The 25,289-nt window shown below is 42.0% G+C and carries 25 protein-coding genes, 2 pseudogenes and 1 riboswitch; of the genes and pseudogenes, 17 read left to right on the forward strand and 10 right to left on the reverse strand.

The window, feature by feature from the left end:
- Positions 1-72 precede the first annotated feature (72 nt).
- On the reverse strand, positions 73-231 hold the full coding sequence (locus QUD05_RS21635) for a hypothetical protein (protein ID WP_289797867.1): 159 nt from the start codon (positions 229-231) through the stop codon (positions 73-75).
- A 105-nt stretch (positions 232-336) separates the two neighbouring features.
- On the opposite strand from QUD05_RS21635, the gene QUD05_RS21640 reads away from it, so the two are divergent.
- A complete protein-coding gene (locus tag QUD05_RS21640; protein ID WP_289797868.1) occupies positions 337-1,014 on the forward strand; it encodes a class I SAM-dependent methyltransferase in 678 nt (225 codons plus the stop codon).
- Positions 1,015-1,124: 110 nt separating this feature from the next.
- On the opposite strand, the gene QUD05_RS21645 is transcribed toward QUD05_RS21640, so the two are convergent.
- Both QUD05_RS21645 and QUD05_RS21650 read right to left on the reverse strand, forming a co-directional pair.
- Positions 1,125-1,262: a hypothetical protein gene (locus tag QUD05_RS21645; RefSeq protein ID WP_289797869.1), complete on the reverse strand. Its 138-nt coding sequence runs from the start codon at positions 1,260-1,262 to the stop codon at positions 1,125-1,127.
- Between the two features lie 180 nt (positions 1,263-1,442).
- Positions 1,443-3,236: a mechanosensitive ion channel domain-containing protein gene (locus tag QUD05_RS21650; RefSeq protein ID WP_289797870.1), complete on the reverse strand. Its 1,794-nt coding sequence runs from the start codon at positions 3,234-3,236 to the stop codon at positions 1,443-1,445.
- Positions 3,237-3,415: 179 nt separating this feature from the next.
- Between QUD05_RS21650 and QUD05_RS21655 the strand changes: the two genes are divergently transcribed.
- Together QUD05_RS21655 and QUD05_RS21660 are read left to right on the forward strand one after the other, a co-directional pair.
- Positions 3,416-3,664 (forward strand): hypothetical protein, encoded by a 249-nt coding sequence (locus QUD05_RS21655; protein WP_289797871.1) that lies wholly within the window; start codon positions 3,416-3,418, stop codon positions 3,662-3,664.
- Positions 3,665-3,937: 273 nt separating this feature from the next.
- A complete protein-coding gene (locus QUD05_RS21660) occupies positions 3,938-4,759 on the forward strand; it encodes a hypothetical protein (RefSeq protein WP_289797872.1) in 822 nt (273 codons plus the stop codon).
- Positions 4,760-4,940: 181 nt separating this feature from the next.
- On the opposite strand, the gene QUD05_RS21665 is transcribed toward QUD05_RS21660, so the two are convergent.
- Positions 4,941-6,281: a transposase gene (locus QUD05_RS21665; RefSeq protein ID WP_289794346.1), complete on the reverse strand. Its 1,341-nt coding sequence runs from the start codon at positions 6,279-6,281 to the stop codon at positions 4,941-4,943.
- Between the two features lie 228 nt (positions 6,282-6,509).
- Positions 6,510-7,127 carry a hypothetical protein gene (locus QUD05_RS21670; RefSeq protein ID WP_289797873.1) on the reverse strand — a complete coding sequence of 206 codons (618 nt, stop codon included), beginning with the start codon at positions 7,125-7,127 and terminating at the stop codon, positions 6,510-6,512.
- Between the two features lie 156 nt (positions 7,128-7,283).
- Here QUD05_RS21670 and QUD05_RS21675 point away from each other — a divergent pair, with 156 nt between their 5' ends.
- Entirely contained in the window at positions 7,284-8,039 is a 756-nt protein-coding gene (locus tag QUD05_RS21675) for a TspO/MBR family protein (protein ID WP_289797874.1), read from the forward strand.
- 191 nt (positions 8,040-8,230) lie between these two features.
- Here QUD05_RS21675 and QUD05_RS21680 read toward each other — a convergent pair whose 3' ends face one another.
- Both QUD05_RS21680 and QUD05_RS21685 read right to left on the reverse strand, forming a co-directional pair.
- Entirely contained in the window at positions 8,231-9,208 is a 978-nt protein-coding gene (locus QUD05_RS21680; protein WP_289797875.1) for an aromatic ring-hydroxylating dioxygenase subunit alpha, read from the reverse strand.
- A 329-nt stretch (positions 9,209-9,537) separates the two neighbouring features.
- Positions 9,538-9,903 (reverse strand): hypothetical protein, encoded by a 366-nt coding sequence (locus tag QUD05_RS21685; RefSeq protein ID WP_289797876.1) that lies wholly within the window; start codon positions 9,901-9,903, stop codon positions 9,538-9,540.
- Between the two features lie 395 nt (positions 9,904-10,298).
- On the opposite strand from QUD05_RS21685, the gene QUD05_RS21690 reads away from it, so the two are divergent.
- Positions 10,299-10,754, forward strand: a complete 456-nt coding sequence (locus QUD05_RS21690) for a DUF4288 domain-containing protein (RefSeq protein WP_289797877.1) — start codon at positions 10,299-10,301, stop codon at positions 10,752-10,754.
- Between the two features lie 212 nt (positions 10,755-10,966).
- On the opposite strand, the gene QUD05_RS21695 is transcribed toward QUD05_RS21690, so the two are convergent.
- Positions 10,967-11,464, reverse strand: a complete 498-nt coding sequence (locus QUD05_RS21695) for a DUF6174 domain-containing protein (protein ID WP_289797878.1) — start codon at positions 11,462-11,464, stop codon at positions 10,967-10,969.
- Positions 11,465-11,831: 367 nt separating this feature from the next.
- Here QUD05_RS21695 and QUD05_RS21700 point away from each other — a divergent pair, with 367 nt between their 5' ends.
- From QUD05_RS21700 to arsJ, 10 genes and pseudogenes are all read left to right on the forward strand, one after another.
- The gene (locus QUD05_RS21700; protein ID WP_289797879.1) at positions 11,832-13,157 is read left to right on the forward strand and encodes an MATE family efflux transporter; all 1,326 of its coding nucleotides are present in this window, start codon (positions 11,832-11,834) and stop codon (positions 13,155-13,157) included.
- A 233-nt stretch (positions 13,158-13,390) separates the two neighbouring features.
- Positions 13,391-13,474: riboswitch (adenosylcobalamin-variant (AdoCbl-variant) riboswitch) on the forward strand.
- A 1-nt stretch (position 13,475) separates the two neighbouring features.
- Positions 13,476-15,044 (forward strand): annotated as a pseudogene (cobG, locus tag QUD05_RS21705) (precorrin-3B synthase); the annotation flags it as partial.
- 177 nt (positions 15,045-15,221) lie between these two features.
- The gene (locus QUD05_RS21710) at positions 15,222-15,848 is read left to right on the forward strand and encodes a precorrin-8X methylmutase (protein WP_289800041.1); all 627 of its coding nucleotides are present in this window, start codon (positions 15,222-15,224) and stop codon (positions 15,846-15,848) included.
- Between the two features lie 2 nt (positions 15,849-15,850).
- Complete coding sequence (locus QUD05_RS21715; RefSeq protein WP_094350610.1) at positions 15,851-16,555, forward strand: precorrin-2 C(20)-methyltransferase; 705 nt, start codon at positions 15,851-15,853, stop codon at positions 16,553-16,555.
- Positions 16,556-16,636: 81 nt separating this feature from the next.
- Entirely contained in the window at positions 16,637-16,963 is a 327-nt protein-coding gene (locus QUD05_RS21720) for an ArsR/SmtB family transcription factor (protein WP_289797880.1), read from the forward strand.
- 119 nt (positions 16,964-17,082) lie between these two features.
- Positions 17,083-18,174 carry a PstS family phosphate ABC transporter substrate-binding protein gene (locus tag QUD05_RS21725; protein WP_289797881.1) on the forward strand — a complete coding sequence of 364 codons (1,092 nt, stop codon included), beginning with the start codon at positions 17,083-17,085 and terminating at the stop codon, positions 18,172-18,174.
- Positions 18,175-18,203: 29 nt separating this feature from the next.
- Complete coding sequence (gene arsB, locus QUD05_RS21730; RefSeq protein WP_289797882.1) at positions 18,204-19,355, forward strand: ACR3 family arsenite efflux transporter; 1,152 nt, start codon at positions 18,204-18,206, stop codon at positions 19,353-19,355.
- A gap of 100 nt (positions 19,356-19,455) precedes the next feature.
- Positions 19,456-19,926 (forward strand): phosphatase domain-containing putative toxin, encoded by a 471-nt coding sequence (locus QUD05_RS21735; RefSeq protein ID WP_289797883.1) that lies wholly within the window; start codon positions 19,456-19,458, stop codon positions 19,924-19,926.
- A 148-nt stretch (positions 19,927-20,074) separates the two neighbouring features.
- Positions 20,075-21,091 (forward strand): ArsJ-associated glyceraldehyde-3-phosphate dehydrogenase, encoded by a 1,017-nt coding sequence (locus QUD05_RS21740; RefSeq protein ID WP_289797884.1) that lies wholly within the window; start codon positions 20,075-20,077, stop codon positions 21,089-21,091.
- A 77-nt stretch (positions 21,092-21,168) separates the two neighbouring features.
- Positions 21,169-22,431: an organoarsenical effux MFS transporter ArsJ gene (arsJ, locus tag QUD05_RS21745; protein WP_289797885.1), complete on the forward strand. Its 1,263-nt coding sequence runs from the start codon at positions 21,169-21,171 to the stop codon at positions 22,429-22,431.
- A 203-nt stretch (positions 22,432-22,634) separates the two neighbouring features.
- On the opposite strand, the gene QUD05_RS21750 is transcribed toward arsJ, so the two are convergent.
- Entirely contained in the window at positions 22,635-22,979 is a 345-nt protein-coding gene (locus tag QUD05_RS21750) for an ArsR/SmtB family transcription factor (RefSeq protein ID WP_289797886.1), read from the reverse strand.
- Positions 22,980-23,065: 86 nt separating this feature from the next.
- Between QUD05_RS21750 and QUD05_RS21755 the strand changes: the two genes are divergently transcribed.
- Positions 23,066-23,482 (forward strand): ArsI/CadI family heavy metal resistance metalloenzyme, encoded by a 417-nt coding sequence (locus QUD05_RS21755; protein ID WP_289797887.1) that lies wholly within the window; start codon positions 23,066-23,068, stop codon positions 23,480-23,482.
- Between the two features lie 47 nt (positions 23,483-23,529).
- Positions 23,530-24,195, forward strand: a complete 666-nt coding sequence (gene arsH / locus QUD05_RS21760) for an arsenical resistance protein ArsH (protein ID WP_289797888.1) — start codon at positions 23,530-23,532, stop codon at positions 24,193-24,195.
- A 72-nt stretch (positions 24,196-24,267) separates the two neighbouring features.
- On the opposite strand, the pseudogene QUD05_RS21765 reads toward arsH, so the two are convergent.
- A pseudogene (locus QUD05_RS21765) lies at positions 24,268-24,954 on the reverse strand (PHP domain-containing protein).
- Positions 24,955-25,289 lie beyond the last annotated feature (335 nt).

The raw sequence follows: 25,289 nt of genomic DNA on the forward strand, positions 1-25,289 counted from the left end.
CGACTTTCATAGCCTTTGAATATCAATGTTAATACTTACTTATTTTTCAGTTAAAGTCAAAATATACTTTCTTTAACTTCTTGCAGCGATCGCCTGTTTGATGAATGCTTCTAAATTTTGGGTAGCAGTGGGATTGTCAAACAGAACCTTGCTTGAGAGTTTTAGGGCTTCACGAACTGAGTATCGCCAATCAAGAGAACCTAAAGAATTGGTGTAATCATGTCTAGGCATGAGTTACAACTGCGATTCTTAGAAATAGTGTAAATCCTGCATCTGGCTGCATTATCGCTTATGTTTTAAAGGAGAAGATTGTTCGTGCTATTTGAGCGGTGTTGTATGGACGAGAATGAAAAACGAATCCTTGACTCATGGCAGATGAATGCTAAATTATGGACACAAGCAATTCGTAATCAACAAATTGAAAGCCGTGCGATCGCCACAGATGCCGCTATACTTAAAGTGATAACTCAACTTAATCCAAGAACATTCTTAGATATTGGATGCGGCGAGGGATGGTTGTCTCGACAGCTTTTTTCTTTAGGAATTGATGGCTGGGGTGTTGATTTTTGCACCGATCTTATTGAGACAGCAAAAGATAGTGGTGATTCTCGCTTTGTTGTCTGTTCGTACTCGGATCTTACATCACAAAGATTTAGCACCATTAACTATTTCTCTTGCTTGATCTGCAACTTTTCAATTCTAGGCGAATGCGCTCTTGATGAGATCGCTAAGGCGGGTCATAGCCTGTTAGAGGACAAGGGCAAAATAATCATTCAAACACTTCACCCGATAATTGCTTGTGGTGACTCTACATATTCCAATGGGTGGCGCGAAACTTCATGGCAACCAAATGCGGATCAACCCTTTTACCCTACTCCTTGGTATTTCAGAACCCTGGAATCATGGATCAACGAATTTCAGACTTTGAATTACCGATTGCTAAATTTATATGAGCCATCCGATCCCAAGACAAATAAACCGATTTCCATTATTTTTGTCTTTGAACGGGAGTAAAGTATTAAACACATTCGCTCTCTTTAGCTATCTGCGCCTAAAAAAGCCACCTTTGCCGCAGAGATAAATTGCTAATGCTCAAGTGCCCTCATACCGAGGCTGAAGCAGAACTAAAGCTCCCCTTCTAACTGTTGGGCTACCAGTCTGGCAAATAACCCTGATTGGGCAATCAATTCTGAAAAATTACCTACCTGCACGATATGACCAGCGTCAATAACATAAGTAAAACGATGTGGAAATACCAACACCGGGATTTGCTGTTAATGTAAATGATCCTACAAGCTCATTTGAAGGCATAAAAGAGAGGTTTGAAAATTCACAAGCTTAAGATACCCGTTTCATCTAGAGATTGTAACTGGTTGAGCAAATCTTGGTAACTGGATTGCTTGAAGTAGTTGGGAATGGAAGAAGAACCGTTTAAACTCAGTTCATCCCAAATCAGTGTTGTAACTGATCCGTTGCGGTCTGCCAATCTGGATATTGTTTGCTTCAAAGGCTAGCCGCACCCTTAAACGGAACTCTCGCCCAACATTCCATTGTTCCATCGGTGCCGTTTTAATCCAGACGCGGACTAACATTCCTGTGTGGGAGAGGTCATCAATCCCCAGCACTTCAGGCAATTCTGGTAAGCGATCGCGCCATTCTGGTTCGTTATACAATTCCTGGGATACTTGCCTGAGAATTTCTAAAACATACTTCGGGTCGTTTTCATAGGCCACCACAATAGAAAAGTCTACCCGCGACCAAAGGCGGGTTAAGTTGTTGACATCAGTGATATTGCTATTAGGAATGGTAATTAACTGACCTTCGCCATTGCGTAGTTGAGTCACGCGCAGGTTGAGATTTTCCACCAGTCCGCTTTTATTCCCAATCTCAATCACATCTCCCACAGCAAATTGATCCTCCATCAAAATCAAGCAGCCATTGACCAAATCTTTCATTAAACTTTGAGAACCAAGGGAAATTGCAATACCGATAACAGCACCCCCTGCCAAAATTGAACTAGTGGGTACATTAAAAATGTCTAGAGTCCGCAAGATCCCGAAGGTAATGAAAACAAAAGCGATTAATCCTTTTAGTGCCCCGGAAACTGTTGCAGCTCGCAGGGCAATCCGTTGAGTTTCACTCAAAGGGAGAGAGGGATGGGTTGTCCAGACATCGGTGATGTAGTCAATTAAGCTTTTGCCAATACGAATGACAACACTGATGAAAAACCAAATAATCAGCAGCGCCAGGGGACGCGCTAAAGCATCACTCCACCATCTCATCAGGTAGGGGACGCGAGACATGATGACCACAATCCCGATGTACCATACGAGAATAAACGCCCAAAACAGTAGCAAGGTGAGAAAAGAATAGATCCCCAGTTGGCGCTTGAGAGTGAACTGTCGCTGGATGATTTTTAGAAATTGCGATCGCTGATGGGCGATGGTGTGTGCCTCTGGTTCGCTGGTGTCGATTGCTTGAATATTGGCCGATGTTTCTGCCTGAGAGCGTTTGACCGCAGCCTCTTTTGCCTCAGCCATATGCTCTTGATAACGAGCTTGCAATATCGTTTGTTTGCGAATTAGAGTTCGCCGCAGGAACCATAACACAACACTGCCCAACACCAAGCCGATGCTGATTTGTATTGCCTGCCCAACCCGTTGAGACAATACCTTAGGTGAGAAGAGTCGCTCGATGCGTTCCACTTCTGCTTGTAATATTTTTTGCCACTCCTGGGACAATTCCTCCAGTGTTTTCCCATAGTAGTCAGCATCTGGCTCTGTCACTGTCACCAGCCTTAAAGAACGGGTCGTTTGATCGTCATTGAGCTGGAGGATTAGGCGGTTATTCAGGGTGGCAACAGAAATTATGGGAGTTTCTTTGGCTTTGTCGGCTCTATCGAGCGCTCGCATCAGCCGTTGCGTAATTTCTTCAGCACGTACTTCCACAGGAAGACTTCCCTCCGGGGGTTGGTCGCGATTAAAAACAGTGGGAGAGACAACCTTAAATAAAAGGATTTTGTCTAGTGGTGAATTCACGTTGGCAATTTCATATTCACCGAGACGGGTGACGCCTTTAGGGGGTTTGTGCGGATCGTTAGAAGCGGCGGTGGGTGATGAGGCCAGTTGACTGTGGGCGATCGCACCCCAGCCAAACACCATTGCGATCGTCACCACAATGATTAGCACAAACCGAATTGTTAGACGCTGCAAGCGATTAAACGAGAGTATAACCATAGAGAACTATTGCCCAACTGAATATCAGAAGCTCATACTTCTTTGGCACTGCCTGATTGAGATTTTTGAATGTGGCAATAGTAGCATTTAAGTTGGGAGCTTTACGGGCAAGGGTTGCTTATTCGTAGACATAGCCCACCGCTATTATTTCTGATTCTTCTAAGTATCGACCCACTAGTTTGATACCTTGGGGTTATCCTTCTGGAGAAAAGCCACTGGGTATTGCCAAAGCAGGAAAACGGGCTGAAGAAACTATTCCGTTTGAAGTTAGCATCCCAAATTTAGCAACAACTCTAGACAATCTCAAGGATATCAGCGATCGCTTCAATCAAACGAAAAAAAGCATTCAGAAAGAAGTTCAATACGTCAAAAAGTTTCGGTTTATTACGGCTTTTTGCTTTATATATATTTTAAACAAATTCAACTAAAATGTGGTTTATCCTACTACTATTATTTAACTTCTTGAAGAAAGCAGAAGGTAAAAAGTAATTACAGGCATTTAAACAAACTGTAATTAAAGACCACTAAATAATTTGATTTAGTGCAGGTATTAAAGTAAATTTGGGCAAGGCAAAAAGGCATACATTAAAAATTTTTTCTTCCCTTCTGCCCTCTGTCTTATCCCTTGCCCGCAGGACAGATAATATTTCCAACAATCAGAGTAACTTATGTTGATGTTGCATTTTACCAAGATAAGTAGATTGTCTCAATTAGTGACTTTTGCTGCTTGTGGCATCCTCTTGAGTATAGCTTCCATTACTACGGAACATTCATCAGTTTTTGCACAACAAAAAATTAAACCCACTACTACTCCTTTGCTGATATCACAAACACGGCAACTCAGAGCGGAGTCAGGGCCGGATGATAAAGGTCGTTGGCGATTCTATAAGCCTAACGATGTCTCAGACGATGCAATGCAAGCCCAAGGTTGTACTAACGTTGGTGTTGGTGGTGCGAGTGGTGCAAATTGGCGCTGTCCTCGCGAGAGGATTAGGGTAGAAGCGGATGGTGATTCCCGTAGTCGTGATTCTCGCTACGATGATGATGATTCTCGGAATCGCGATTATCGTTACGGAGCCTCTACACGGCAACTCAGAGCAGAGTCAGGACCGGATGATAAAGGTCGTTGGCGATTCTATAAGCCTAACGATGTCTCAGAGGATGCAATGCAAGCCCAAGGTTGTACTAACGTTGGTGTTGGTGGTGCGAGTGGTGCAAATTGGCGCTGTCCTCGCGAGAGGATTAGGGTAGAAGCGGATGGTGATTCTCGTAGTCGTGATTCTCGCTACGATGATGATGATTCTCGGAATCGCGATTATCGTTACGGAGCCTCTACACGGCAACTCAGAGCAGAGTCAGGACCGGATGATAAAGGTCGTTGGCGATTCTACAAGCCTGAGAATGTCTCAGACGATGCAATGGAAGCCCAAGGTTGCACAAACGTTGGTCTTGGTGGTGCGAGTGGTGCAAATTGGCGCTGTCCCCGCGAGAGGATTAGGGTAGAAGCGGACAATAGACGTTAAGATTAAGGGTTTAGAATATCTGACTGTCTGATTGGTATATAAAACAAATTTGAAAGCTTGAATCCTAACAAAATTCTTAGTCCATGAGCTTAAATATACCGATTAGACAGTCAGGAGAAACTCATGCCAGGTGGATATATTAAGCGAAATAAGCTACTAAGTAGGCAATACCTCTGCCAATTTACGAGGGTTCAACGCCAGTGGAAACGGGATGAATACGTCCTAAAGAAGTAAGCTTGGCAAAAATCTGGGTTAATAAAATAGGCTCAGGGATTTCGGGAAGCATTTTTAACATTTCACGAACATATCGAAAACCACGATGGTAAGCCTTAAGGTCAATAATGCCAGAACCGGGATTGAGTTGCTGGAAATCAGCGAGAAGATGGTGGGATAAATTGACCATAAAAAATGCTAAATTAGAAGCATTAGTCACGGCAGTTTGGCTCAGGTTCATAAAATCTTCCAATCCCCAAAACTGCTTGGCATCCCTAAAATTAAACTCGATTTGGAAACGGAGTTTGTAATAGTCGATAATTTTTTCAAATGACAGAGTTAGGTCGCTAGAAAAAATAATTACATGGCTGCAAGCATTAGTTTTAAGATTGGTTTTGACCAAAATCACTACATTGAGAGCTTGGGCAAATTCTTTGTGAATAAGAGTGGCTTGATAAATATCAGTTTGAATATCATCCTCAATAGCACTTTTACATAAGTATTTGTCAGGTATATTACGATAGTCTAGCTTATCACCGTATTTACGACGAGAGCGCTTACTGGAGTCAGGATTTTCATAAGGGAAGTATAATGCTGAATCATGGCGCAATTTGGAAATTATCTGCAAGTTGACAAGACGTGCCATCTGCAAAGCATTGTTGTTACCAAAATGACCATCTACTACCAAGTAGGTGAGGGAAATAGAGTTAGCTAATAACTTGAATAGTGAACCAATCATTTTCTGAATTAGTATTAATTCAGATGTTAATATCACTTCCTTTTTATTTTTGTTTTTACTTCCTTTTGGTCGTCCACGCCCACGCTTTTCTTTTTTGTTTGGTTTTTCGATTGTCGAGGTACTTTTTGTTTGAGTATCTTTCTTTATTACCTGTTCTATCTGAATCGGAAACGAGTGCCTCTGTTCAACACTCACTAATGATAATACAAAGAAAGATAATCCTGATATCGGTTTATTGGCTAGGCTAGAAAAGAATCTATCTAATCCATAAGTCTTTTTACCCGATTTACTGACTACAACTTCATCTCCTGCAAGCAAATATACCTCATTCGCACGGAACAAATGCTTGCGGAAAAATAGCCAAAACAATGTAGCCCAAGGTATTACTGTATGAAAAAACCGCAACATCGTCCGATAACTACCACCAATGCCTGCCCAACGGGAAATTCCCAACATCGTGACTCGTCCGCTCATCGCTAACATAGCCAGGATTATCTGGTTCAATTGCCGCATCGTCGTAGCGTTTATCTGCGGTAGCAAGCATTGTAGCAGTGATAAGATATCGGACATGGGCTGATTGTAGTTTTTGAGTTGTCGTTGTGAGAGACAATAACTCTACTACATCGGCCCTCTCTCCTCATCCTCTTATTTTGGCTAAGGTATTGAAGTAGGTAGACATAATTAAATATAAAATAAACTCCTAGTTTGTAGTGAGCGATTTATCGCTTAGAGCAAGGATTATCAAGACTAAAGTCCTTACTACAAACAATAAATTTATTTATGCCTAGATACAGATACTTAACTACAATAAGCCAGACTGCTTAATCCAGGAGTATTCACTAAGTCAGTATTAACCATCCAACCATTACCAGATAACTCTCCAGGGAAACTTCTGGAAAGGTCGATTTCTACCCAAATGTAATTTTCAGATTTATATGACTTAACTATATTACCTGTAACCAAGTTCACAAACACAACTGTATTTGGAGAAAGTGTTGTAATAAAAGGTTCTTTTGTACTTGGTTGGCGACGTATAGTTTCCTGTCGTACAAGTTGCCGACATACACTGCCAATAGTAGGTTTACTCGATACATTTTGAGCGTTGTTATTCGGCTGACAAAACCTCAGCGCAGCAGTTTGAATAAACCCTGAAGTTGGAGCTTTAATTCTGACAAATCTATCTCCACTAACGGGGATATATGCTAAAGTAACTCTTGTTTTAGCCGACAATATTCTGATAGCATGGGATGATGTTGAAGGTTCTTTGAAAATTGGAGTATTTACTTTAGTTGCACGACAACTTGACTGTGCAGAATTAAAGGGAGTCTGCGCGATTTGAGCAAATACAGGTACACTCAGAGCAAATGTAGCAATATTTACTAGAGTAAAAATATACAATAACTTCTGAAATTCCACGTTTTTTCCTCAATATCAGTTATGAGAGACTGTACATTAGATTCGGAACTTATAAACTCTGATGTTAAAAGAGCCTAACCAAATTATTTTTAACTATTAGAATATCATATAATGACTTATTAATACTAATTACTAACTACGCGCCATCTGTTAATTATGAATAAATCCAAGAATAGTGGAATAGTTGAACAGTTTGTTAATACAGTGATGGGGGTAAAACCTGGGAATCAACAACAGTCTCTAAACACATCAATTGCTACTACACAAGAACTAGATATCAGAGCAGTTTTAGCTTATACACTAGGGACTATCCTACAAATATTAGTCATGAGTCTCGTGTTACTGGGAATGGAAAAATTAGTAATGTTCATTGATAACAATTCTTCTTTTCCCAGTTGGGTTAGCACTTTATTGACTGGATTATTTTTTGCTCTATTAAGTATCCGTTCTCGAATTTTTTCTCTTTTAGATAATACTCGTTCTCGTCAGACCTATGACCAGGTAATCAGACCAAGATGGTCGCCTCCACCTTTAGTATTTCCCATAGTTTGGATGATAATTGCCGTTTTGCGGGTAATTTCTTCTGTATTGGTTTGGCAGCAAATGAATCACCAGTTTTTAGTGCTGCCTTTAATTTTGTTTGTGGTACATCTGGCTTTAGGGGATACTTGGAATACGATTTTTACTGTCGAACGGAGATTAGGTGCTGCTGTACCTGTAGTTATTTTAGGCCCTTGGTTATCTGCTATAGTGGTGACGGCAATTTATTGGCAAACTAATCCTATAGCAGGAATGACTTTATCATTTTCTTGTGTGTGGTTAACTGTAGCTGCTGTTTTGGTATTTAGAATTTGGCAATTAAATGGATCTGAGCCATTGTATCCTTTAAAATTAGCACCTGTGGATCAATAAATACCCAAAATTCACCTTGATACGAAAGCAAGTAAAAATTTTACTTGACTTTTCAGTACCGCATTCAACATACATAAAAAACGGTAGAGGAATTAACAATCTACCGTTTTTTCAACTCTTTCAGGGGGTTGGTTTCTAAATCAATTTTATCGAAATCTTTTCTTAATCATAATGATAAGCATCGTCAAGTTTTAAATAGTGCCGAAAGTAACACCCTGTTGTTTGAGCCACTTCCGGTATGCTATAGAATAGCGATCGCTCGGTAAATGTACTTCTGATTGCAAATCTAAAGGTAAGCGTCGGGGCTGCTGGGACTCGACAATGGCGATATCTTGACTAGCAATTTGATTTTGAATATCTAGATACACTTCCACTTTTAGTTCGCGGACACTGTTTACCATTAACCAATATTGCACCACGCACTCATCTTCATCGACTGGCGTAATTGTATAGAAAATATTTAAACGATGATCTCCAGGCCCAAGTTTAAAATATGCCACTAGCGGACGAAAAATACGGTAATCGTAAGTGTTGAAAATCAGTGGTGCAGAAAGAGGATTACCGGAATTAAAATCTAGTTCCCACAAACCACATTTGAAACTAATCCCATCTGGAAGAGACTCTAATTCATAGTGCGTCAACTCAGGATGACTGGCGTGGGCAAATAATCCCGAATGCATAATTGGGAAGTGTGCCGGATCGATGAAATTTTCCAGCACCCGCAGAGGGCTAGAGTGATAGTAGTAAGGGCCACAGAAAATCTTCTGATAGACTGGATCGTACCACTCAGAAAACGGAGCTATGTCTTGTTTTGGTGTCCCTAAACAAACCCAAAGCAGATCGTAACGCTCTTGAATTTGGTAAGTTTTAACACAAGCTTGGGCGGGGGGCGATTGTTCGGGATTAGCGGGAACTTGTACACATTTTCCCTCGCTATTAAAGGCTAAACCGTGGTAAGGACAAACAAGAGTCTCTTTATTAACATATCCTAGAGAAAGACGGGCACCACGATGAGGGCAAACGTCTTGCCAAGCTAAAACTTTGTCGCCATTATGCCAAAGCACTATATTTGAGCCTAATAAACGCTTGTGCAGAACTGTTCCAGGTTGGAGGTCTTGCGATCGCGCTATTACATGCCAATCATTCAGCAAAATCTGGTCTTGCACCATGAGTATCGACACCCGTCAGGTCAAATACCTATATCTTAATCATCCTGCGAAAAAACTATCAAAGCACTTTTAGGATTTGTTAACAGATAAATGTGCGATCTCCACGTATGCAAAAACTCAAAGTGCCGGAAAATTCAGGTTAATGCATCTGGGTTATTTTGTTGAAACTGAGGTGAAGCTCCCTTAGATTGGTTAATTTAGCGATCGCATATATCTAAATTTAGTTTCTAGCTGCCTCTGTCATTATACTTGCGATCAATTTTTGGCATTGTTTACATTAGGATTTACGCATAAACATTCTCTAGAAAAATTGGATGCAAAGTTTACTATTAACGTTGCCAGTCATACATTAATCGTCCATGACGATCGCGCACAAGTTCCCATTCTCCATGACGATATCGTTGTCCGTGATAACGTATAGAGCGATAGCGTCGTCTATAATAATGTCGTCGATTCCGCTGGCGTTGATAATAATATCTTCCAGTTCGTTGCCGTCTATGATAACGTCGTCGAGTCCGTCGGTGAGCTAACAAAAACTCTTCACTTTGCTCTCCAACTAATTTTGTTTGTACGTCAATACTCTGCTCATTGAGAACATCATTGCGAGTATTCTCTTTGGCTTCAACCAAAGTAGATGGATAAATGAAGGCTAATAACAGGAACGCAATTGAGGATAGCTTTTTGAAACGGTTCACGTTTTTGCTTTTCCTAAACTATTGGTAATCATTTTATTTAATACTTAAGTTTAGTAATTATATAGTTCAAAATTCACAAACTTGATGAACGCAAATGTAATTGAAAGTACATATAGCAATTCCCAAATCCTCAAAATAGCACGCTCGGCAATAAGTCTCTGGTATAGTTGCTTTGTATTTTCAAGCATTTGTATTTGTGGGAATTGCAAGATACAAATACGATCGCCGACACGTAGATCGCGCCAAGATTGATTTATTGTCATTTTTGAATTATTTAGCGTATGTTGGTTTTCAGCCAGCATAATCTGTGAGATGAGTTTCAAAAATCCTTTCAAACAAAACCACTGAATAGTCAGTGATAGCATTATTGTTATAAATTTTGGGTTTTATAAACAATGGCATACATTCCAAAGGATGCAGAGTGGTATATCGCTGAATTGGTGATCGAGTGTAACGTTGAGGGAAATCCACATAATGTTGTTCATGTAAATATTGTTCTTGTCCGTGCTTCTTCACCAGAAGAGGCTTTTGAGAAAGCCGAAGAACTTGGTTATCAGGAGAACAGCACATATCTCAATCCCAAAAGTCAAACCGTAACTTTTACTTATAGAGGCTTACGGCATCTCGATGTGATTCATGATGAATTAGAACATGGTGCTGAACTGATGTTTGAAGAAAAAATTGGTATACCTGAAAGCGAGTTACAACAAATGCTGACTCCAAAATCTCAGCTAGCTATTTTTCGTCCGTTAAAACCAATAGATCCATCTAAGCCAGACTATAGCAGTAAAGAAATTATGGATGAAGTCGCAAAAATGATGGGTGACGATGGTATTATTGAAAGACTTTAAATGCTTCAGCCCAACAATTCAAGAGCAAGCAAGATATGCTGAATCAATTAAGGGACTTGCGTGAAAATAAAGTACCAAAAAACCGATTTTCGACACTTCGACTGCGCTCAGTGCATCGCTGCGCTCAACTCTCGACAGTTGAGGGTTGGGACACTATTAACCCGCAGATCCCTAAGCACTGTTGTAGCAAAGAATGCTCTCCCTAGCTATAGTTAATTAGTTTTTTGCAGATTGCTAATTGTCAAAAATATTTCATCATCAGCGATCTGGCTATTATAATCAATGTTAATTTGAGTTGGATAACCAAGTATTGGATCGTATTGTACAGTCAAGTTTGCTGCTTTCCGAATCAGCGCATCCCTGATGATGTCAAAGAGTTTAGGAATTGTATTATATTGTTTAAACAATTCTGCATCAGCTGGCTGTTGAGTTGCTTTATAAGTAATAGAACTTGTGACTCGATTACGTACTTTAATAATTACTGGTTCTGTGGCTTTAGGTAAACAAAAGCAACTTCTAGTGAATTCATAGCGATAGTTAGAGATTTTTTGCCGTCTCCATAATCGGTAATTAATCTTAAATTGTTCTAAGGCTAAACTATTAGGCGCGGGCGTTTTGGCTACCTGTATAGGAGAAGGTTGAGATATTACAGGTGCACTAAAACCTAAAGATGCCACTAAAACAGCACTAATTGCAATTGGTAAGCGCATATAAATCCATTTTTAACTGCAACTGTTTACTTTAACGTAGCTTCAAGATGATTGCCAAAACATTGAAATTATTTGTGACACTCAAAGCTGGTATGGGGATTTTCAGATTTATATCATGTCCGTATAATTAGTTATGATTTCCACAGTCATTGCACCCCACCCCCAGCCCCTCCCGAAGAGCGCGGAGGGGAGACAAAGCATAGCTTTGGCGGGGTGGGGTTCTTCAGATTTAATCTGATTCCATTAAGATAGATTCAAGTTCCCAGGAGCAATATCTCCTGAACATGGGTTTAGATTTTGGAAAAACCCTTTGTTCTTCACATCGGGTTATCAGCTGTATATGTTTTCTGAAGTTAAAAAATGTCTCATGTTAGCCGTACCTTTGGCAGCAGCACAACTGGCTCAATCTGCTACTGGTTTTGTGGATACGGTAATGATGGGTTGGTTGGGAAGTCAAACCATTGCATCTGGAGGTTTGGGAACTGTTATCTTTACTTTTTCTCTGTTGATTTTTACTGGTATCGTTTCTGCTGTCAGTCCCTTAGCTGCCCAAGCATACGGAGCCGGAAATAAAGAAAAAGTTGGCACAATTGTCCGGCTTGGACTAAGGATATCTCTGGTGCTAGGAATACCAATTACATTGCTACTTTACAATGGAGGCGCTTTACTACTTTTACTAGGACAGGATGCTAAGACAGTAGCACTAGCAGAGATTTATTTAAGAGCGATCGCACTGGGTTTTATTCCTGGTTTGGGCTTTGCAGTACTTAAAAGCTTTCTTTCTGCTCTGTTGCAACCGCAATTAGTCATGGTGACAGTGGTTTTGGGTACTCTGTTGAACATCACAGCTAACTATGTGCTGATGTTTGGCAAACTGGGATTCCCGGCGCTGGGTTTAGCTGGTATTGGTTGGGCAAGCACACTTTCACTTTGGAGTATGTTTGTGGCTTTGGCAGTTTATATATATAATCAGCCTCGCTTTGCAGTTTACGGTATTTTTCGATCTTCGTCTCACAAAGCTTTTCCTCTAGAGCATCGCCGAATCGTTGGCGAGATTTTGCAGGTTGGATTGCCCATTGGGGGTCTGATTACGGTCGAAGCCGGACTGTTCACTGTTGTCACTTTGTTGATTGGACAATTGGGAACAAATGCCCTCGCTGCCCATCAAATTGCTTTACAAACAATTTCGATATCATTCCAGATGGCAGTAGGCATTTCTCTAGCGACAACAGTTCGTGTTGGACAGTTAGCCGGACAGAATGACCTAGTTGGCAGTCGTCTAGCTGGATATGTAGGCATTGCCATTGCAGCTTTAGCTATGGGTGTAGTAGGCATTGCATTTTGGCTAGTACCAAAGTCAATTATTTCTCTTTATATTGACATCAACAATCAGAACAATGCAGATGTGGTTGCCCTTGCGGTGAAATTGCTAGCAGTCGCGGCCATTTTTCAAATAGTTGACGGTGTGCAAGTTACTGCCGCAGGAGCATTACGCGGACTCAAAGACACTCAAATTCCGATGCTGATTGGCATTTTTGCTTATTGGTGTGTTGGTTTATTCACTGGTTATACTTTTGGGATCTCGTTGGGATCTGGAGCTATTGGTCTTTGGTGGGGATTGGCTATTGGTTTAGCGATCGCTGCAATCATCCTAACTTGGCGGTTTAGCACCAGGAAAACTAATAACTATTGAAGAAGAAGTCAGGAGTCAGAATCAATATGCGACGCTCGAAGCACTGCATAGCCTTAACTGAAAGTCAATTTTATTACGAATGTCCATTCGGATTGCTATAGCTTCAAGAGCTATATCTTTCGATCGGTAGTGGATAAGCTTAGTTAAAATTTCTGGCTATAGTAATGTAATATGATTATCTGGATGATGTCTGGTTGAAATCTATAACCTGAACAAAATCTAAATTACTCAAGCTGGGAGTTGGGAAACTCCGGTGAAATTCCGGGACTGTGCCGCAGCTGTGATGGGATGACCCAAGTCAGAATGCCAACTCTCAGGATGTCCTCAAGACACACTCACCGTCTACTCCCTGCGTTGCACGGGGAAGGAGTTCTAAGTTTGGTTTCTGGATTTGCCACTTGTCCTGGCTTGTTTTATGCTACTCCCGCCGCAGATGGGATATTATCTCGCGTTAGAATACCTGGTGGAATTATTAGTAGTCAGCAGTGCCGTGCGATCGCAGATATAGCAGAACAGCACGGTGGCGGCTATCTAGATGTGACTAATCGAGCCAACCTGCAAGTCCGTGAAATCCGCACGGGGATAAATGCTGAGGTTCTGAAGTACTTACAAAATATGGGATTGGGTTCTGACAATACTGTTGTAGACCAAATCCGCAATATTATGACCAGTCCAACTGCTGGTATCGATCCCCAAGAATTAATCGACACTCGTCCCTTTGTCCAAAGTTGGGATGATTATATTGCAGCACATCCGGCGCTTTCGGGACTATCGGCAAAATTTAGCGTTTGCTTTGATGGTGGTGGAATAATTCAGGTGTGCGATCGCTTGAATGATATCGCCTTTGCAGCTGTCTTACTTAACGACAATGTTTACTTTCGCCTCTATCTGAGTGTCGGCGAGAAGGGTCAACCCCCCAGCGATACGGGAATTTTGTTACCACCAGAGGACTGTTTGCCCGTCTTAGCAGCTTTGGCGGATGTCTATCTAGCTTATAGTCATACTACGAGTCAGCGGCGGCTACGTTTGAGAGAGTTATTGAATACTTTGGGTTGTGAAAATTATCTCCAAAAAGTTGAGCAGCGTTTACCTTTTTCTCTTTTATGCAGTAAGACAAGAAAAGACCTAACCCCCCAACCCCCTTCCCGACGCGGGAAGGGGGAGGAATTCTCCCCTCTCCTTGCAGGAGAGGGGTTNGGGGAGCGGTCAGATGCGAAATATCAGCATATTGGCATCCATCCACAACGTCAGCAAGGCTTATTTTACATTGGTGTCGTCTTGCCCCTGGGCCGATTGGAAAGTAAACAGATGCGGGGTTTAGCAGATTTAGCAGCAAAATACGGCAGTGGAACTCTCAGGCTAACCCCTTGGCAAAATTTGCTCCTTACAGATATTCCTCTGCAATGGGTTGCTGATGTCCAAAGTGAAATTGCTTTATTACAATTAGATTCTTCTGCAACCAATATCAAGGCTGGATTAGTTGCCTGTTCTGGAAAAAAGGGTTGCGCCGCTTCTGCCACTGACACTAAAAGTCATGCGTTGGCATTGGCAGAGTATCTTAAAACTCGCGTTACTCTCGATTACCCAGTTAATATCCACTTCACTGGCTGTGAAAAATCTTGTGCCCAGCATAGCAAAAGTGACATTACTCTCCTCGGCGTCACCATTGAAGCTGAAAATGAAACTGTAGAGGGATATCACATTTATGTTGGTGACAGCAATCAGAAATTCGGGCGTGAACTATATCAATATGTAACTTTTGCCGAACTACCTGCATTAATAGGACGGATGCTATATGTATATCAAATTCAACGTTTAAATTCTGATGAGTCCTTTGGAGAATTTGCTAATCGATATGCACTAGCACAATTACAGCAATTATTTAATAAACACTTAGAAAATGGAACCACAGATAAATACAGANNNTTGATTCCTCCCTTTCTCNNNCTCTGCGTTCTCTGTGCCTCTGCGGTTAATNNNATTAGGTATTCTTCTATTAAAAAAGAAGTATCTATACTAACTAACAAATCAATCCAAAATTTAAAATCTAAAATCCAAAATNNNATGTCCGACTATATCCGAGATGCCAACGAGATTTACCGTAATTCCTTTGCAATCATCCGGTCAGAAGCGAACCTAGATGTATTGCCACCCGATGTAGCAAAAGTTGCTGTGCGTCTAATTCATGCCTGTGGGATGACGGATATTGTCACTGACTTGGGATATTCACCAACAGCAGTACAATCCGCAAGGGCAGCACTGGCAAATGGAGCGCCAATTCTGTGCGATTGCCGAATGGTTGCCGATGGCGTTACCAGACGACGGTTGTCTGCAAACAATCAAGTTATCTGTACCCTCAACGAGCCAGAAGTGCCAGAACTTGCCCAGCGTATGGGTACTACAAGGTCAGCGGCAGCCCTAGAATTATGGCGATCGCACCTGGAAGGCTCAGTAATTGCAATTGGGAATGCGCCCACAGCACTGTTTAGGCTGTTAGAAATACTCGATGCAGGAGCGCCCAAACCTGCGATTATCTTGGGCTTTCCAGTGGGGTTTGTCGGTGCAGCGGAATCAAAAGCCGCACTGGCAGCAGATAGCAGAAATGTACCATTTTTAACCTTACACGGTCGGCGCGGTGGAAGTGCGATCGCGGCAGCAGCAGTTAACGCCCTGGCAACGGAGGAAGAATGAATATGCAACCCAAAGGTCGTCTTTATGGAATTGGTGTCGGCCCAGGCGATCCCGAACTATTGACTCTGAAAGCGCTGCGGCTATTACGTGCGGCTCCTGTGGTAGCTTATCAATCAGCTACAGATAAAGAAAGTATTGCTAGAGCGATCGTGGCGCAATATCTTCCTGGCAATCAAATCGAGGTACTATTTCACCTCCCCCGCGCTTTGGAACCAGAAAAGGCCAAGTCTATTTATGACAACGAAATTCAACCAATCGCCGACCATTTAGCAGCCGGTCGAGATGTCGTAGTGTTATGTGAGGGCGATCCATTTTTCTATGGTTCCTTCATGTACCTGTTCACGCGGCTATGTGACCAATACGAAACAGAAGTTGTCCCCGGAGTTTCTTCACTGATGGCTTGTCCGGTAGCCTTGGGTGTACCTTTCACCTACTACACCGATATCCTCACAGTCTTACCCGCCCCATTGCCAGCAGAAGAACTGACTACACATCTGCTGATGACCGATGCAGCCGCAATTATGAAACTAGGTCGTCACTTTACTAAAGTACGAGATATTCTGCATAAATTAGGGCTAGCGTCACGAGCAAGATATATTGAGCGGGCATCAACATCACAGCAACGCATCATCCCCCTAGATGAAGTCGATCCAGCCGAAGTACCCTATTTCTCAATGATTGTAATTCCAACTAAGAATCGACTATAGACTGACCTTTTCTTTTCGGTAAAGGTATTGTTGAACCGATGATTTAGACTTTACCATAAAGAAATACTTCAATAAAATTTGATGGTTCCTAATAGCACCTTTACTCCTGACACGATCGCTGCTGGCTTTCATGCCCTATCTGACCCCCTACGAATTCAGGTCTTAGAACTGCTACGCTCTCAAGAACTATGCGTCTGTGACCTGTGCGACCACCTGGGAACCACTCAATCTAAACTGTCTTTTCACCTCAAAACCCTGAAAGAAGCGGGTTTAGTTCGCGCTCGTCAAGAAGGGCGCTGGATTTACTACAGCCTCAATCTACCGCAGTTCGTTGCCTTAGAGCAGTATTTAGCAGAATTCCGCCGCTTTAGCCCCATATTACCTATTCGTCCCCCCTGCGAGAGTTAAAAATCCATCAATTTTTTTTGTAATGTTTTGTTTCCATCTACCTTTGTAAGTATTGACAAATCAATTTTTTTTGAAATGATAAAGATATGCTCTTGAGATAACTTACAGGGATGGCGTCTATGAAGACAACAGCAAAGAAATTGGCGATGCCTGGTTTGGGCTACGCCTACGCAGTAGGATTGTTGGCTTTGACAACTAGTTGCACAGCAACATCCACATCCAACCCATCCGCTCAAACTCAGCAGTCACCTTCTGTAACAGAGGTAAGGGATTCTGCTAAGGCTGCAACCACAACAATAAAAATTGATGGTTCCAGCACAGTTTATCCGATTACGCAGGCGATCGCTAAAGACTATCAAGCCGATCCAAAGAATCAGGTGCAGGTTGCAGTTAACATTTCTGGTACTAGTGGCGGGTTTGAGAAATTCTGTAATGGAGAAACCGATATTAGCAACGCTTCTCGACCGATTTTGAAGGCAGAGATGGAAGCTTGCAAAAAAAATGGTGTGACGTATATGGAGTTTCCCATTGCTTTTGATGCGCTTACCGTCGCCGTCAATCCGCAAAACAATTGGGCAAAAGACATCACAGTAGCAGAATTGAAAAAGATTTGGGAACCCTCAGCCCAAGGGAAAATCACTCGCTGGAACCAAGTACGTGCATCTTGGCCAGATCGCCCACTTAATTTGTATGGTGCTGGGAAAAAGTCTGGTACTTTTGACTATTTTACAGAAGCGACTGTAGGTAAAGCTAGAGTCAGTCGTAATGACTACACAGCCAGTGAAGATGATGAAGTATTGGTGGATGGCATCAGTAAAGATCCAAATGCTTTGGGTTACTTTGGCTATGCCTATTACGAAAAATCCCAAAATAAATTAAAAGCGCTGGCAATTAACAACGGCAAAGGTGCAGTACTGCCATCACGTCAAACTGTAGAGAAAGTTCAGTATCAGCCCCTTGCTCGACCTTTGTTTATCTACGTTAATTTTCGGGATAACCAAAACAAAGAATTAGTAAACAAATTTGTCGAATTTTACATAGATAAAGCCCCAACAATAGCAAATTCTGTGGGTTATATACCTTTACCAGATGACAGCAAACGCCTCAATTACGTTCACTTGTATCAAGGCAAAGTGGGAACAGTATTTGAAGGAGAAGCAGAAATGAACTTGACAATTGGTGAGTTATTACGAAAAGAAGCTAAGTTTTAGCAATTTCTTTTATTTTTAGGTTTATTCCCATGAGTCAGAATTCACAAGGTAGTACAGCCCGGATACAAGCAGGAAGCAATCTAAGTTTTTTTGAAAAATATCTCACCGTTTGGGTATTTTTGTGTATCTTTGTCGGAATTGCACTAGGTAGATTGTTTCCAGGGATAGCGGTGGCTCTTGATGCAATGAGTGTGTATCAAGTGTCTATTCCCATCGCAGTATGTTTGTTTTTCATGATGTATCCCATCATGGTGAAGATTGACTTCACACAAGCAGCAAATGCTATCCGCGCCCCAAAACCTGTGATTCTTACCTTAGTAGTAAACTGGTTAATTAAACCATTCACAATGGTAGTATTTGCTCAGTTTTTCTTAGGATGGTTATTTCGTCCTTTGATTACCGGAACTGAGATCATTGGCGGTAGCGAAGTAGCACTGGCAAACTCTTATATTGCTGGTACTATCTTACTAGGAATTGCTCCTTGTACAGCAATGGTACTGTTGTGGGGATATCTTTCCTACGGCAACCAGGGACACACCTTAATAATGGTGGCAGTAAATTCTCTGGCGATGCTATTCTTATACGCACCATTGGGTAGATGGTTATTAGCGGCGAATGATTTAACCGTACCCTGGCAAACTATTGTTTTATCAGTAGTAATTTATGTTGGATTTCCCCTAGTGGCGGGAATGTACAGCCGTTATTGGATTTTTAAATACAAAGGTACAGAGTGGTTTGAAAGACGATTTTTAAAGTATCTGACTCCAGTTTCAATTACTGCTCTCTTGCTAACATTGGTACTGCTATTTGCATTCAAGGGCGAATTAATTGTTAAAAATCCCTTGCATATCTTATTAATTGCCGTACCACTATTTATCCAAACTAATTTCATTTTCTTGATTAGTTATGTAGCAGCATTGAAGATGAATTTATCCTACGAAGATGCTGCACCCGCGGCATTAATTGGAGCAAGCAATCATTTTGAAGTTGCTATTGCCACTGCTGTGATGCTATTTGGTTTAAATTCAGGTGCAGCACTGGCTACAGTGGTAGGTGTTTTAATTGAAGTGCCAGTAATGTTGATGCTGGTTGAGCTTTGTAAGCGCACAGCAGCTTGGTTTCCACGGGAACCGGAAAAAGCAACATTGCAAGATCCGCGCTGTTTTGGTGTCTTAAAATGACCACAATCTTTAGAGTCAAAGATTGTGTAATCAAAGTAAAAGCTGATCTTCATTGATAGAACTGCCTGTACTAATTAGTCCTCGTTAATTGCTCAAACTAATGGAACATGAATCAATTCAACCGATTTCAGAAAACTTGTGGTGGGTGATTCCAGGGAAACTAGCAGGTGTTCGTAAGCCCATAGCAGAGGAATTGACAGAGTTATACACGGCAGGTATACAAGCAATTGTCTCTGTTATGGATGACCCCTCTAACTTAGATTTGTATCAACGAGCAAACATTCCTTATCTTTGGTTGCCAATTAAAGGTGGCACGACACCCAACCAGAAGCAACTTCAGGATTTACAAAATTTCGTTGACAATCAAAATAACCTTGGCAATGGTGTTGCAATTCATTGCACCAATGGCAGACGGCGAACAGGGACAATGCTAGCTTCTTATTTGATTTGTAGTGGCTCATCTTATAACGATGCAATCAAGACAATTGGGCGTGCAAACCCCGAAATAGAACTGCGAGAAACCCAACATAACTTTCTACAAGAATTAGAGCGAGTTAAACAAATAACATAGCTCACCTGCCAATTGTTAGTGGTAACAACACAAGTAGAGAGCGAAGCTGAAGAGCCAAAATTATTACCTTTTCAAAAGTAGTTTTAATGCAATTTCTAGAGTATTGAACTACAAAATCACATTTTGTTAATTAGCGGTAGGAAAATTAATGACAATTCGGATTGGGATCAATGGATTCGGTAGGATTGGACGGCTTGCTCTGCGTGCTGCATGGGGTTGGCCAGAAGTAGAATTTGTCCATATTAACGAAATCAAAGGTGGGGCAGTAACAGCCGCTCATTTGCTCAAATTTGATTCTGTCCACGGGCGTTGGACTCCAGAAGTAGAAGCACAAGGAGAACGCATTCTCATTGATGGTACACCTCTGAGCTTTAGCGAACATTCTCAACCTGGAGATGTGCCTTGGGAAGAGTTGGGTGTTGATATCGTGTTGGAATGCTCCGGCAAGTTTAGAACTCCCGCCACCCTAGATCCGTATTTTAAGCGGGGAGTACAGAAGGTAATTGTGGCTGCTCCGGTGAAGGAAGAAGCCTTGAATATTGTCATGGGAGTTAATGACCAACTTTATGAGCCGGAAAAGCATCATCTGTTAACTGCGGCTTCTTGTACAACTAACTGTCTAGCCCCAGTAGTAAAGGTGATCCATGAAGGTTTGGGGATTAAACATGGAATTATCACCACAATCCATGACAACACCAATACTCAGACTATCGTCGATGCTCCTCATAAGGATCTGCGTCGGGCAAGAGCTACGAGTCTATCTCTGATTCCTACCACTACTGGATCGGCAACTGCGATCGGGTTGATTTATCCCGAACTCAACGGCAAACTCAATGGTTTGGCAGTACGAGTACCACTGCTCAATGCTTCTTTAACAGACTGTGTATTTGAAGTTGTGCGACCCACAACCGTAGAAGAGATTAACAGTTTGCTAAAAACAGCTTCCGAACAAGCACCGCTTAAAGGAATTTTGGGCTATGAGGAACGTCCTTTAGTCTCTATCGACTACAAAGACGATCCTCGGTCTTCCATCATTGATGCTCTCTCAACAATGGTGGTAAATGAGACGCAAGTAAAAATCCTGGCTTGGTATGACAACGAATGGGGCTATGCCAACCGAATGGTTGAACTCGCCCGTAAAGTGGCTTTGAATCTGAAGGCGTGAACTATTCTCATTTAGAAATACTCTCCGTGCCTTTGCGCTAACTCTGCGTTCCCTTGCGTTTAAATCTCTCTTCCCTCATGGCTTCTACTACAGCTCATAGTGCCAATTTCAAGAATTATATCCTAGTCACCCTCGCCTATTGGGGTTTCACCCTTACCGATGGTGCCCTGCGAATGTTGGTCTTGCTATACTTCAACCAAATTGGCTATACACCGATACAAATTGCCTTTCTATTCCTGTTCTACGAAGTCTTCGGAGTTGTCACAAACTTTTTGGGCGGTTGGATTGGTTCTCAGTTTGGATTGAAGGTAACACTTTATAGCGGCATTGGATTACAGATTTTTTCTCTAGTTATGCTGTCTTTCCTCAATCCAAATTGGGTACAGTGGATTGCTGTTGTTTATGTGATGGTGGCACAGGCATTTTCTGGGATTGCGAAAGACTTAACCAAAATGAGTTCTAAAAGTGCCATTCGGTTGGTGGTACCTCAAGATGCCCAATCATCTTTGTTTAAATGGGTAGCGGTGTTGACGGGTTCTAAGAATGCTCTCAAAGGAGTTGGCTTCTTTATTGGTAGCGCTCTTTTGGCTGCGGTTGGCTTCATCAATTCCCTGTGGATTATGGCAGGGGGACTTTCCCTGATTATGTTTTCTGGGTTAATGCTTCCCAAAGGGATGGGCAAAATCAAGAAGAAAGTCAAGTTTAGTCAACTGTTTTCTAAGAGTGAAGAGATTAATATTCTTTCTGCTGCTCGATTTTTTCTCTTTGGCTCTAGAGATGTGTGGTTTGTTGTGGGATTGCCAGTATTTTTGCGTGAGATTTTGGGTTGGTCATTCTATCAGGTTGGTGGATTCTTAGCTTGTTGGGTGATTGGTTATGGCGTTATTCAGTTTTTAGCACCAACACTGATTCAGCGATTTGGTTCTGGTCGTCCGCCACAATCAAAGACCATCCAATTCTGGACATTTACTTTAACAGCAGTTCCAGCAGCGATCGCTCTTGCTCTCCAACTAAATATACCTGCAAATATTGCGATCGTTGGTGGACTCCTCATTTTTGGCGTCGTGTTTGCCTTCAACTCAGCAGTTCACTCTTATTTAGTGTTGGCTTTTACTGATGATGACAAGGTAGCGCTGAACGTTGGGTTTTACTACATGGCCAATTCAGGTGGTCGATTAGCTGGAACTGTTTTATCAGGTTTGATATATCAGTTTTTCGGGTTAGTGGGCTGTTTGTGGACATCCATGTTCTTTGTACTAGCAGCAGCATTGATTACTCTGAAGCTACCCGATCCCGAACCGAGCAAAGCGATCGCTTGGAAAGCAGGAGATGGAGACTAAAACAATGATCCAGATGTACTAGACCTAGCCCCTATAAAGCTGTATCATTAACCACTATAAGCTTGCCAATCGTGCTGGTGGGCGTTGTTAAATATGCCATTCGAGGGGCGTTTACAGACCGCGCAGCTTTGAGCAATACTGTTGCTCCTATGGGAGTAGGTTCGGTGATTGGAGCCGTCGTTGAGGGAATACTGCTTTCAATCTCATTTTGATTTTGGAAGCGTTAGCACCTTCTGCAATATCTCGAACCGCTCTGGTACTAACCGATAGTAAATCCAAGTACCGCGTCGTTCCTTTTGAAGCAATCCTGCTTCATACAATACTTTAAGATGATGGCTGACAGTGGGTTGTGATAAACCAAGTGGCTCTACCAACTGGCAAACGCAAGCTTCCTGTGCAGGCTGAACCGCAATAAAACTGAGCAACTGTAGCCGAGCCGATTCGCCCAGCACTCTAAATAGCGTAGCAATCTGAGCGGCTTCATCCGGCTGCAACACTTCTTGCAGCAGAAAAGGACAACAAGTTGAAGTTGAGGTTGAAGAATTCATATTTATATATTGACACTCATCAATATAATTTGGCAATATATAGATAGTTGTAAATATTGATGAGTATCGATATAAGGAGAAATATCATGTCCCGTATTCAACTTGCCCTGAATGTTAGTGATATCGATGCTGCGGTTGATTTCTATAGCAAGCTTTTTGGTACTGAACCTGCAAAACGCCGCCCTGGATACGCTAACTTTGCGATCGCTCAACCTCCTCTGAAGTTAGTACTAATTGAGAATACAGAGGCAGCTGGCACTCTCAATCATTTGGGTGTAGAAGTCGAGACAGCAGATGAAGTAGTCACTGCAAGCGAACGCCTGCAACAACTTGGGCTAGAAACTCGACGAGAAGAGCAAGTGACCTGTTGCTATGCCCTTCAAGATAAGGTGTGGGTGCATGACCCAGATGGCGCACCTTGGGAAATTTATAAAGTTTTGGGTGACTCACAGGTGCGGGATATTAAACCTGCTGAAGTCAGCACAGGGGCGTGCTGTCAATAAGGAGCCTGTCTTCTGTCTGTAGCTCTACACTTATCTATCCCAGCTCTATGAATACATTTGACCATCCCCCCAGAATTTTATTTTTATATGGTTCTCTGCGTGAGCGTTCCTATAGTCGGCTTTTGGCAGAAGAAGCCGCACGCATCATTGAAGAATTTGGGGCAGAGGTAAAGTTTTTCGATCCCCGTGAACTGCCGATTTATGGTAGCGTACCTGACAGCCACCCAAAGGTGCAGGAGTTGCGTCAATTAAGCTTGTGGTCAGAAGGACAGGTATGGTCTAGCCCAGAGTTGCACGGTCAAATTTCTGGCATTATGAAAAACCAAATTGACTGGATTCCGCTCAGTATCGGAGCCGTTCGTCCGACTCAAGGGAGAACTTTAGCTGTTATGCAAGTAAGCGGTGGATCTCAGTCTTTTAACGCTGTCAACACATTAAGAATTCTGGGGCGCTGGATGCGGATGTTTACTATCCCGAATCAATCTTCAGTGGCTAAAGCATATCAGGAGTTTAACGAAGATGGGACTATGAAAGATTCGCCCTACCGCGATCGCGTTGTCGATGTGATGGAAGAACTTTACAAATTTACCTTGCTATTGCGTGACAAAGTTGATTATCTCACAGACCGCTATAGTGAACGTAAAGAAAAAGCTGCCAAAGAGACAATCATGATAGCTTCTAAATCTCTTGAAATTAACTCTAAAACAAATTGACTATTGAGTATCCAAAAAAAAGATAACCTCCTGGGAGATTGAACCAGGAGATTTAAACAAATTGATTCATCTTTACAAGCGTTGTAGCAGACTCAAACCGTGGCTATCAGTACCACAGGTATTGAAAAGAAAGTATTCATCAGCCAACTTTTGCACTTGTTCTGATTCCAATACGCTGGGTTGCCAGGGGTTAGGGTTATTGTAGGCGTAGAAAGTTTCCACGCCATCAATGCCCTTTTAGGCTGCAGCTGGAATTAAGTCGAAATGCGATCGCTTATAACGAGCTGGATGAGCCAGAACTGCCAATCCCCCAGCTTCATGAATAGCGGCAATCACGTTACTTGCCTGATATTCTTGCCCTGTAGTTGGCCTTCTTTGCAGATAGGGTTTCATACTAGGGTGTTCTGTGGCAAAAGCGTAAGCCAAAATGTGAACTTCTATATTCAAAAGGTTGGCATTGATTTCCACGCCACTCCACAGGTGAGGAGTTATTGCATGAGGATTATTCCACTTCCAATCTTCTAACCAAGCAAGGCCTGCTTGATAGCCTACAATACCATGATGATCGGTGATGGCTAACCCTTTTAACCCAATAGCGATCGCCTGTTCCATCAATGCACTCGGCTGCAACTTGCCATCTGAGAAGACAGTGTGCATGTGAAAGTTGAATAACTTTGGACAACTATGTGCATCAATGTTACGGAATACTTGCTTTAAAAGTTCTGCCGAAGCTGTAGTACGGGCCAAATTTACAACCATAACCCCCTCTGAAGAAAAACATATTTTTTTAACACACCAAAATGCCACATCTCTGGATGAGAAACAACCAACACTAAAAATTAGTATCGGCTGCTACTTTCTCAGCTTTCTCAGCGAATTTTTCAATATGTTAAGACTACGTTAGCAAATCTTAATCTCAGTAGTCATGGGTAATACAAACTACTTTACTGTTAAGCAGTAGTAAATATTACATCCAAATTTTCATAAATGCGTCTATAGCATCTGTGGTAAATGACTTATAAGATAAAGGTTTAGTAGAGTAATTATCTCTATTCAGCCTGAAATGCAAATTTATTTTGTGTGTAAAAAACTTT

This window comes from Nostoc sp. GT001 (assembly GCF_030382115.1).
Lineage (GTDB): Bacteria > Cyanobacteriota > Cyanobacteriia > Cyanobacteriales > Nostocaceae > Nostoc.

Coding starts and splice junctions, on each gene's coding strand:
- QUD05_RS21635 (WP_289797867.1), bottom strand. CDS start 231: ATGCCTAGACATGATTACACCAATTCTTTAGGTTCTCTTGATTGGCGA.
- QUD05_RS21640 (WP_289797868.1), top strand. CDS start 337: ATGGACGAGAATGAAAAACGAATCCTTGACTCATGGCAGATGAATGCT.
- QUD05_RS21650 (WP_289797870.1), bottom strand. CDS start 3,236: ATGGTTATACTCTCGTTTAATCGCTTGCAGCGTCTAACAATTCGGTTT.
- QUD05_RS21665 (WP_289794346.1), bottom strand. CDS start 6,281: ATGTCCGATATCTTATCACTGCTACAATGCTTGCTACCGCAGATAAAC.
- QUD05_RS21675 (WP_289797874.1), top strand. CDS start 7,284: ATGAATAAATCCAAGAATAGTGGAATAGTTGAACAGTTTGTTAATACA.
- QUD05_RS21680 (WP_289797875.1), bottom strand. CDS start 9,208: ATGGTGCAAGACCAGATTTTGCTGAATGATTGGCATGTAATAGCGCGA.
- QUD05_RS21690 (WP_289797877.1), top strand. CDS start 10,299: ATGGCATACATTCCAAAGGATGCAGAGTGGTATATCGCTGAATTGGTG.
- QUD05_RS21695 (WP_289797878.1), bottom strand. CDS start 11,464: ATGCGCTTACCAATTGCAATTAGTGCTGTTTTAGTGGCATCTTTAGGT.
- QUD05_RS21700 (WP_289797879.1), top strand. CDS start 11,832: ATGTTAGCCGTACCTTTGGCAGCAGCACAACTGGCTCAATCTGCTACT.
- QUD05_RS21710 (WP_289800041.1), top strand. CDS start 15,222: ATGTCCGACTATATCCGAGATGCCAACGAGATTTACCGTAATTCCTTT.
- QUD05_RS21715 (WP_094350610.1), top strand. CDS start 15,851: ATGCAACCCAAAGGTCGTCTTTATGGAATTGGTGTCGGCCCAGGCGAT.
- QUD05_RS21720 (WP_289797880.1), top strand. CDS start 16,637: ATGGTTCCTAATAGCACCTTTACTCCTGACACGATCGCTGCTGGCTTT.
- QUD05_RS21725 (WP_289797881.1), top strand. CDS start 17,083: ATGAAGACAACAGCAAAGAAATTGGCGATGCCTGGTTTGGGCTACGCC.
- arsB (WP_289797882.1), top strand. CDS start 18,204: ATGAGTCAGAATTCACAAGGTAGTACAGCCCGGATACAAGCAGGAAGC.
- QUD05_RS21735 (WP_289797883.1), top strand. CDS start 19,456: ATGGAACATGAATCAATTCAACCGATTTCAGAAAACTTGTGGTGGGTG.
- QUD05_RS21740 (WP_289797884.1), top strand. CDS start 20,075: ATGACAATTCGGATTGGGATCAATGGATTCGGTAGGATTGGACGGCTT.
- arsJ (WP_289797885.1), top strand. CDS start 21,169: ATGGCTTCTACTACAGCTCATAGTGCCAATTTCAAGAATTATATCCTA.
- QUD05_RS21750 (WP_289797886.1), bottom strand. CDS start 22,979: ATGAATTCTTCAACCTCAACTTCAACTTGTTGTCCTTTTCTGCTGCAA.
- QUD05_RS21755 (WP_289797887.1), top strand. CDS start 23,066: ATGTCCCGTATTCAACTTGCCCTGAATGTTAGTGATATCGATGCTGCG.
- arsH (WP_289797888.1), top strand. CDS start 23,530: ATGAATACATTTGACCATCCCCCCAGAATTTTATTTTTATATGGTTCT.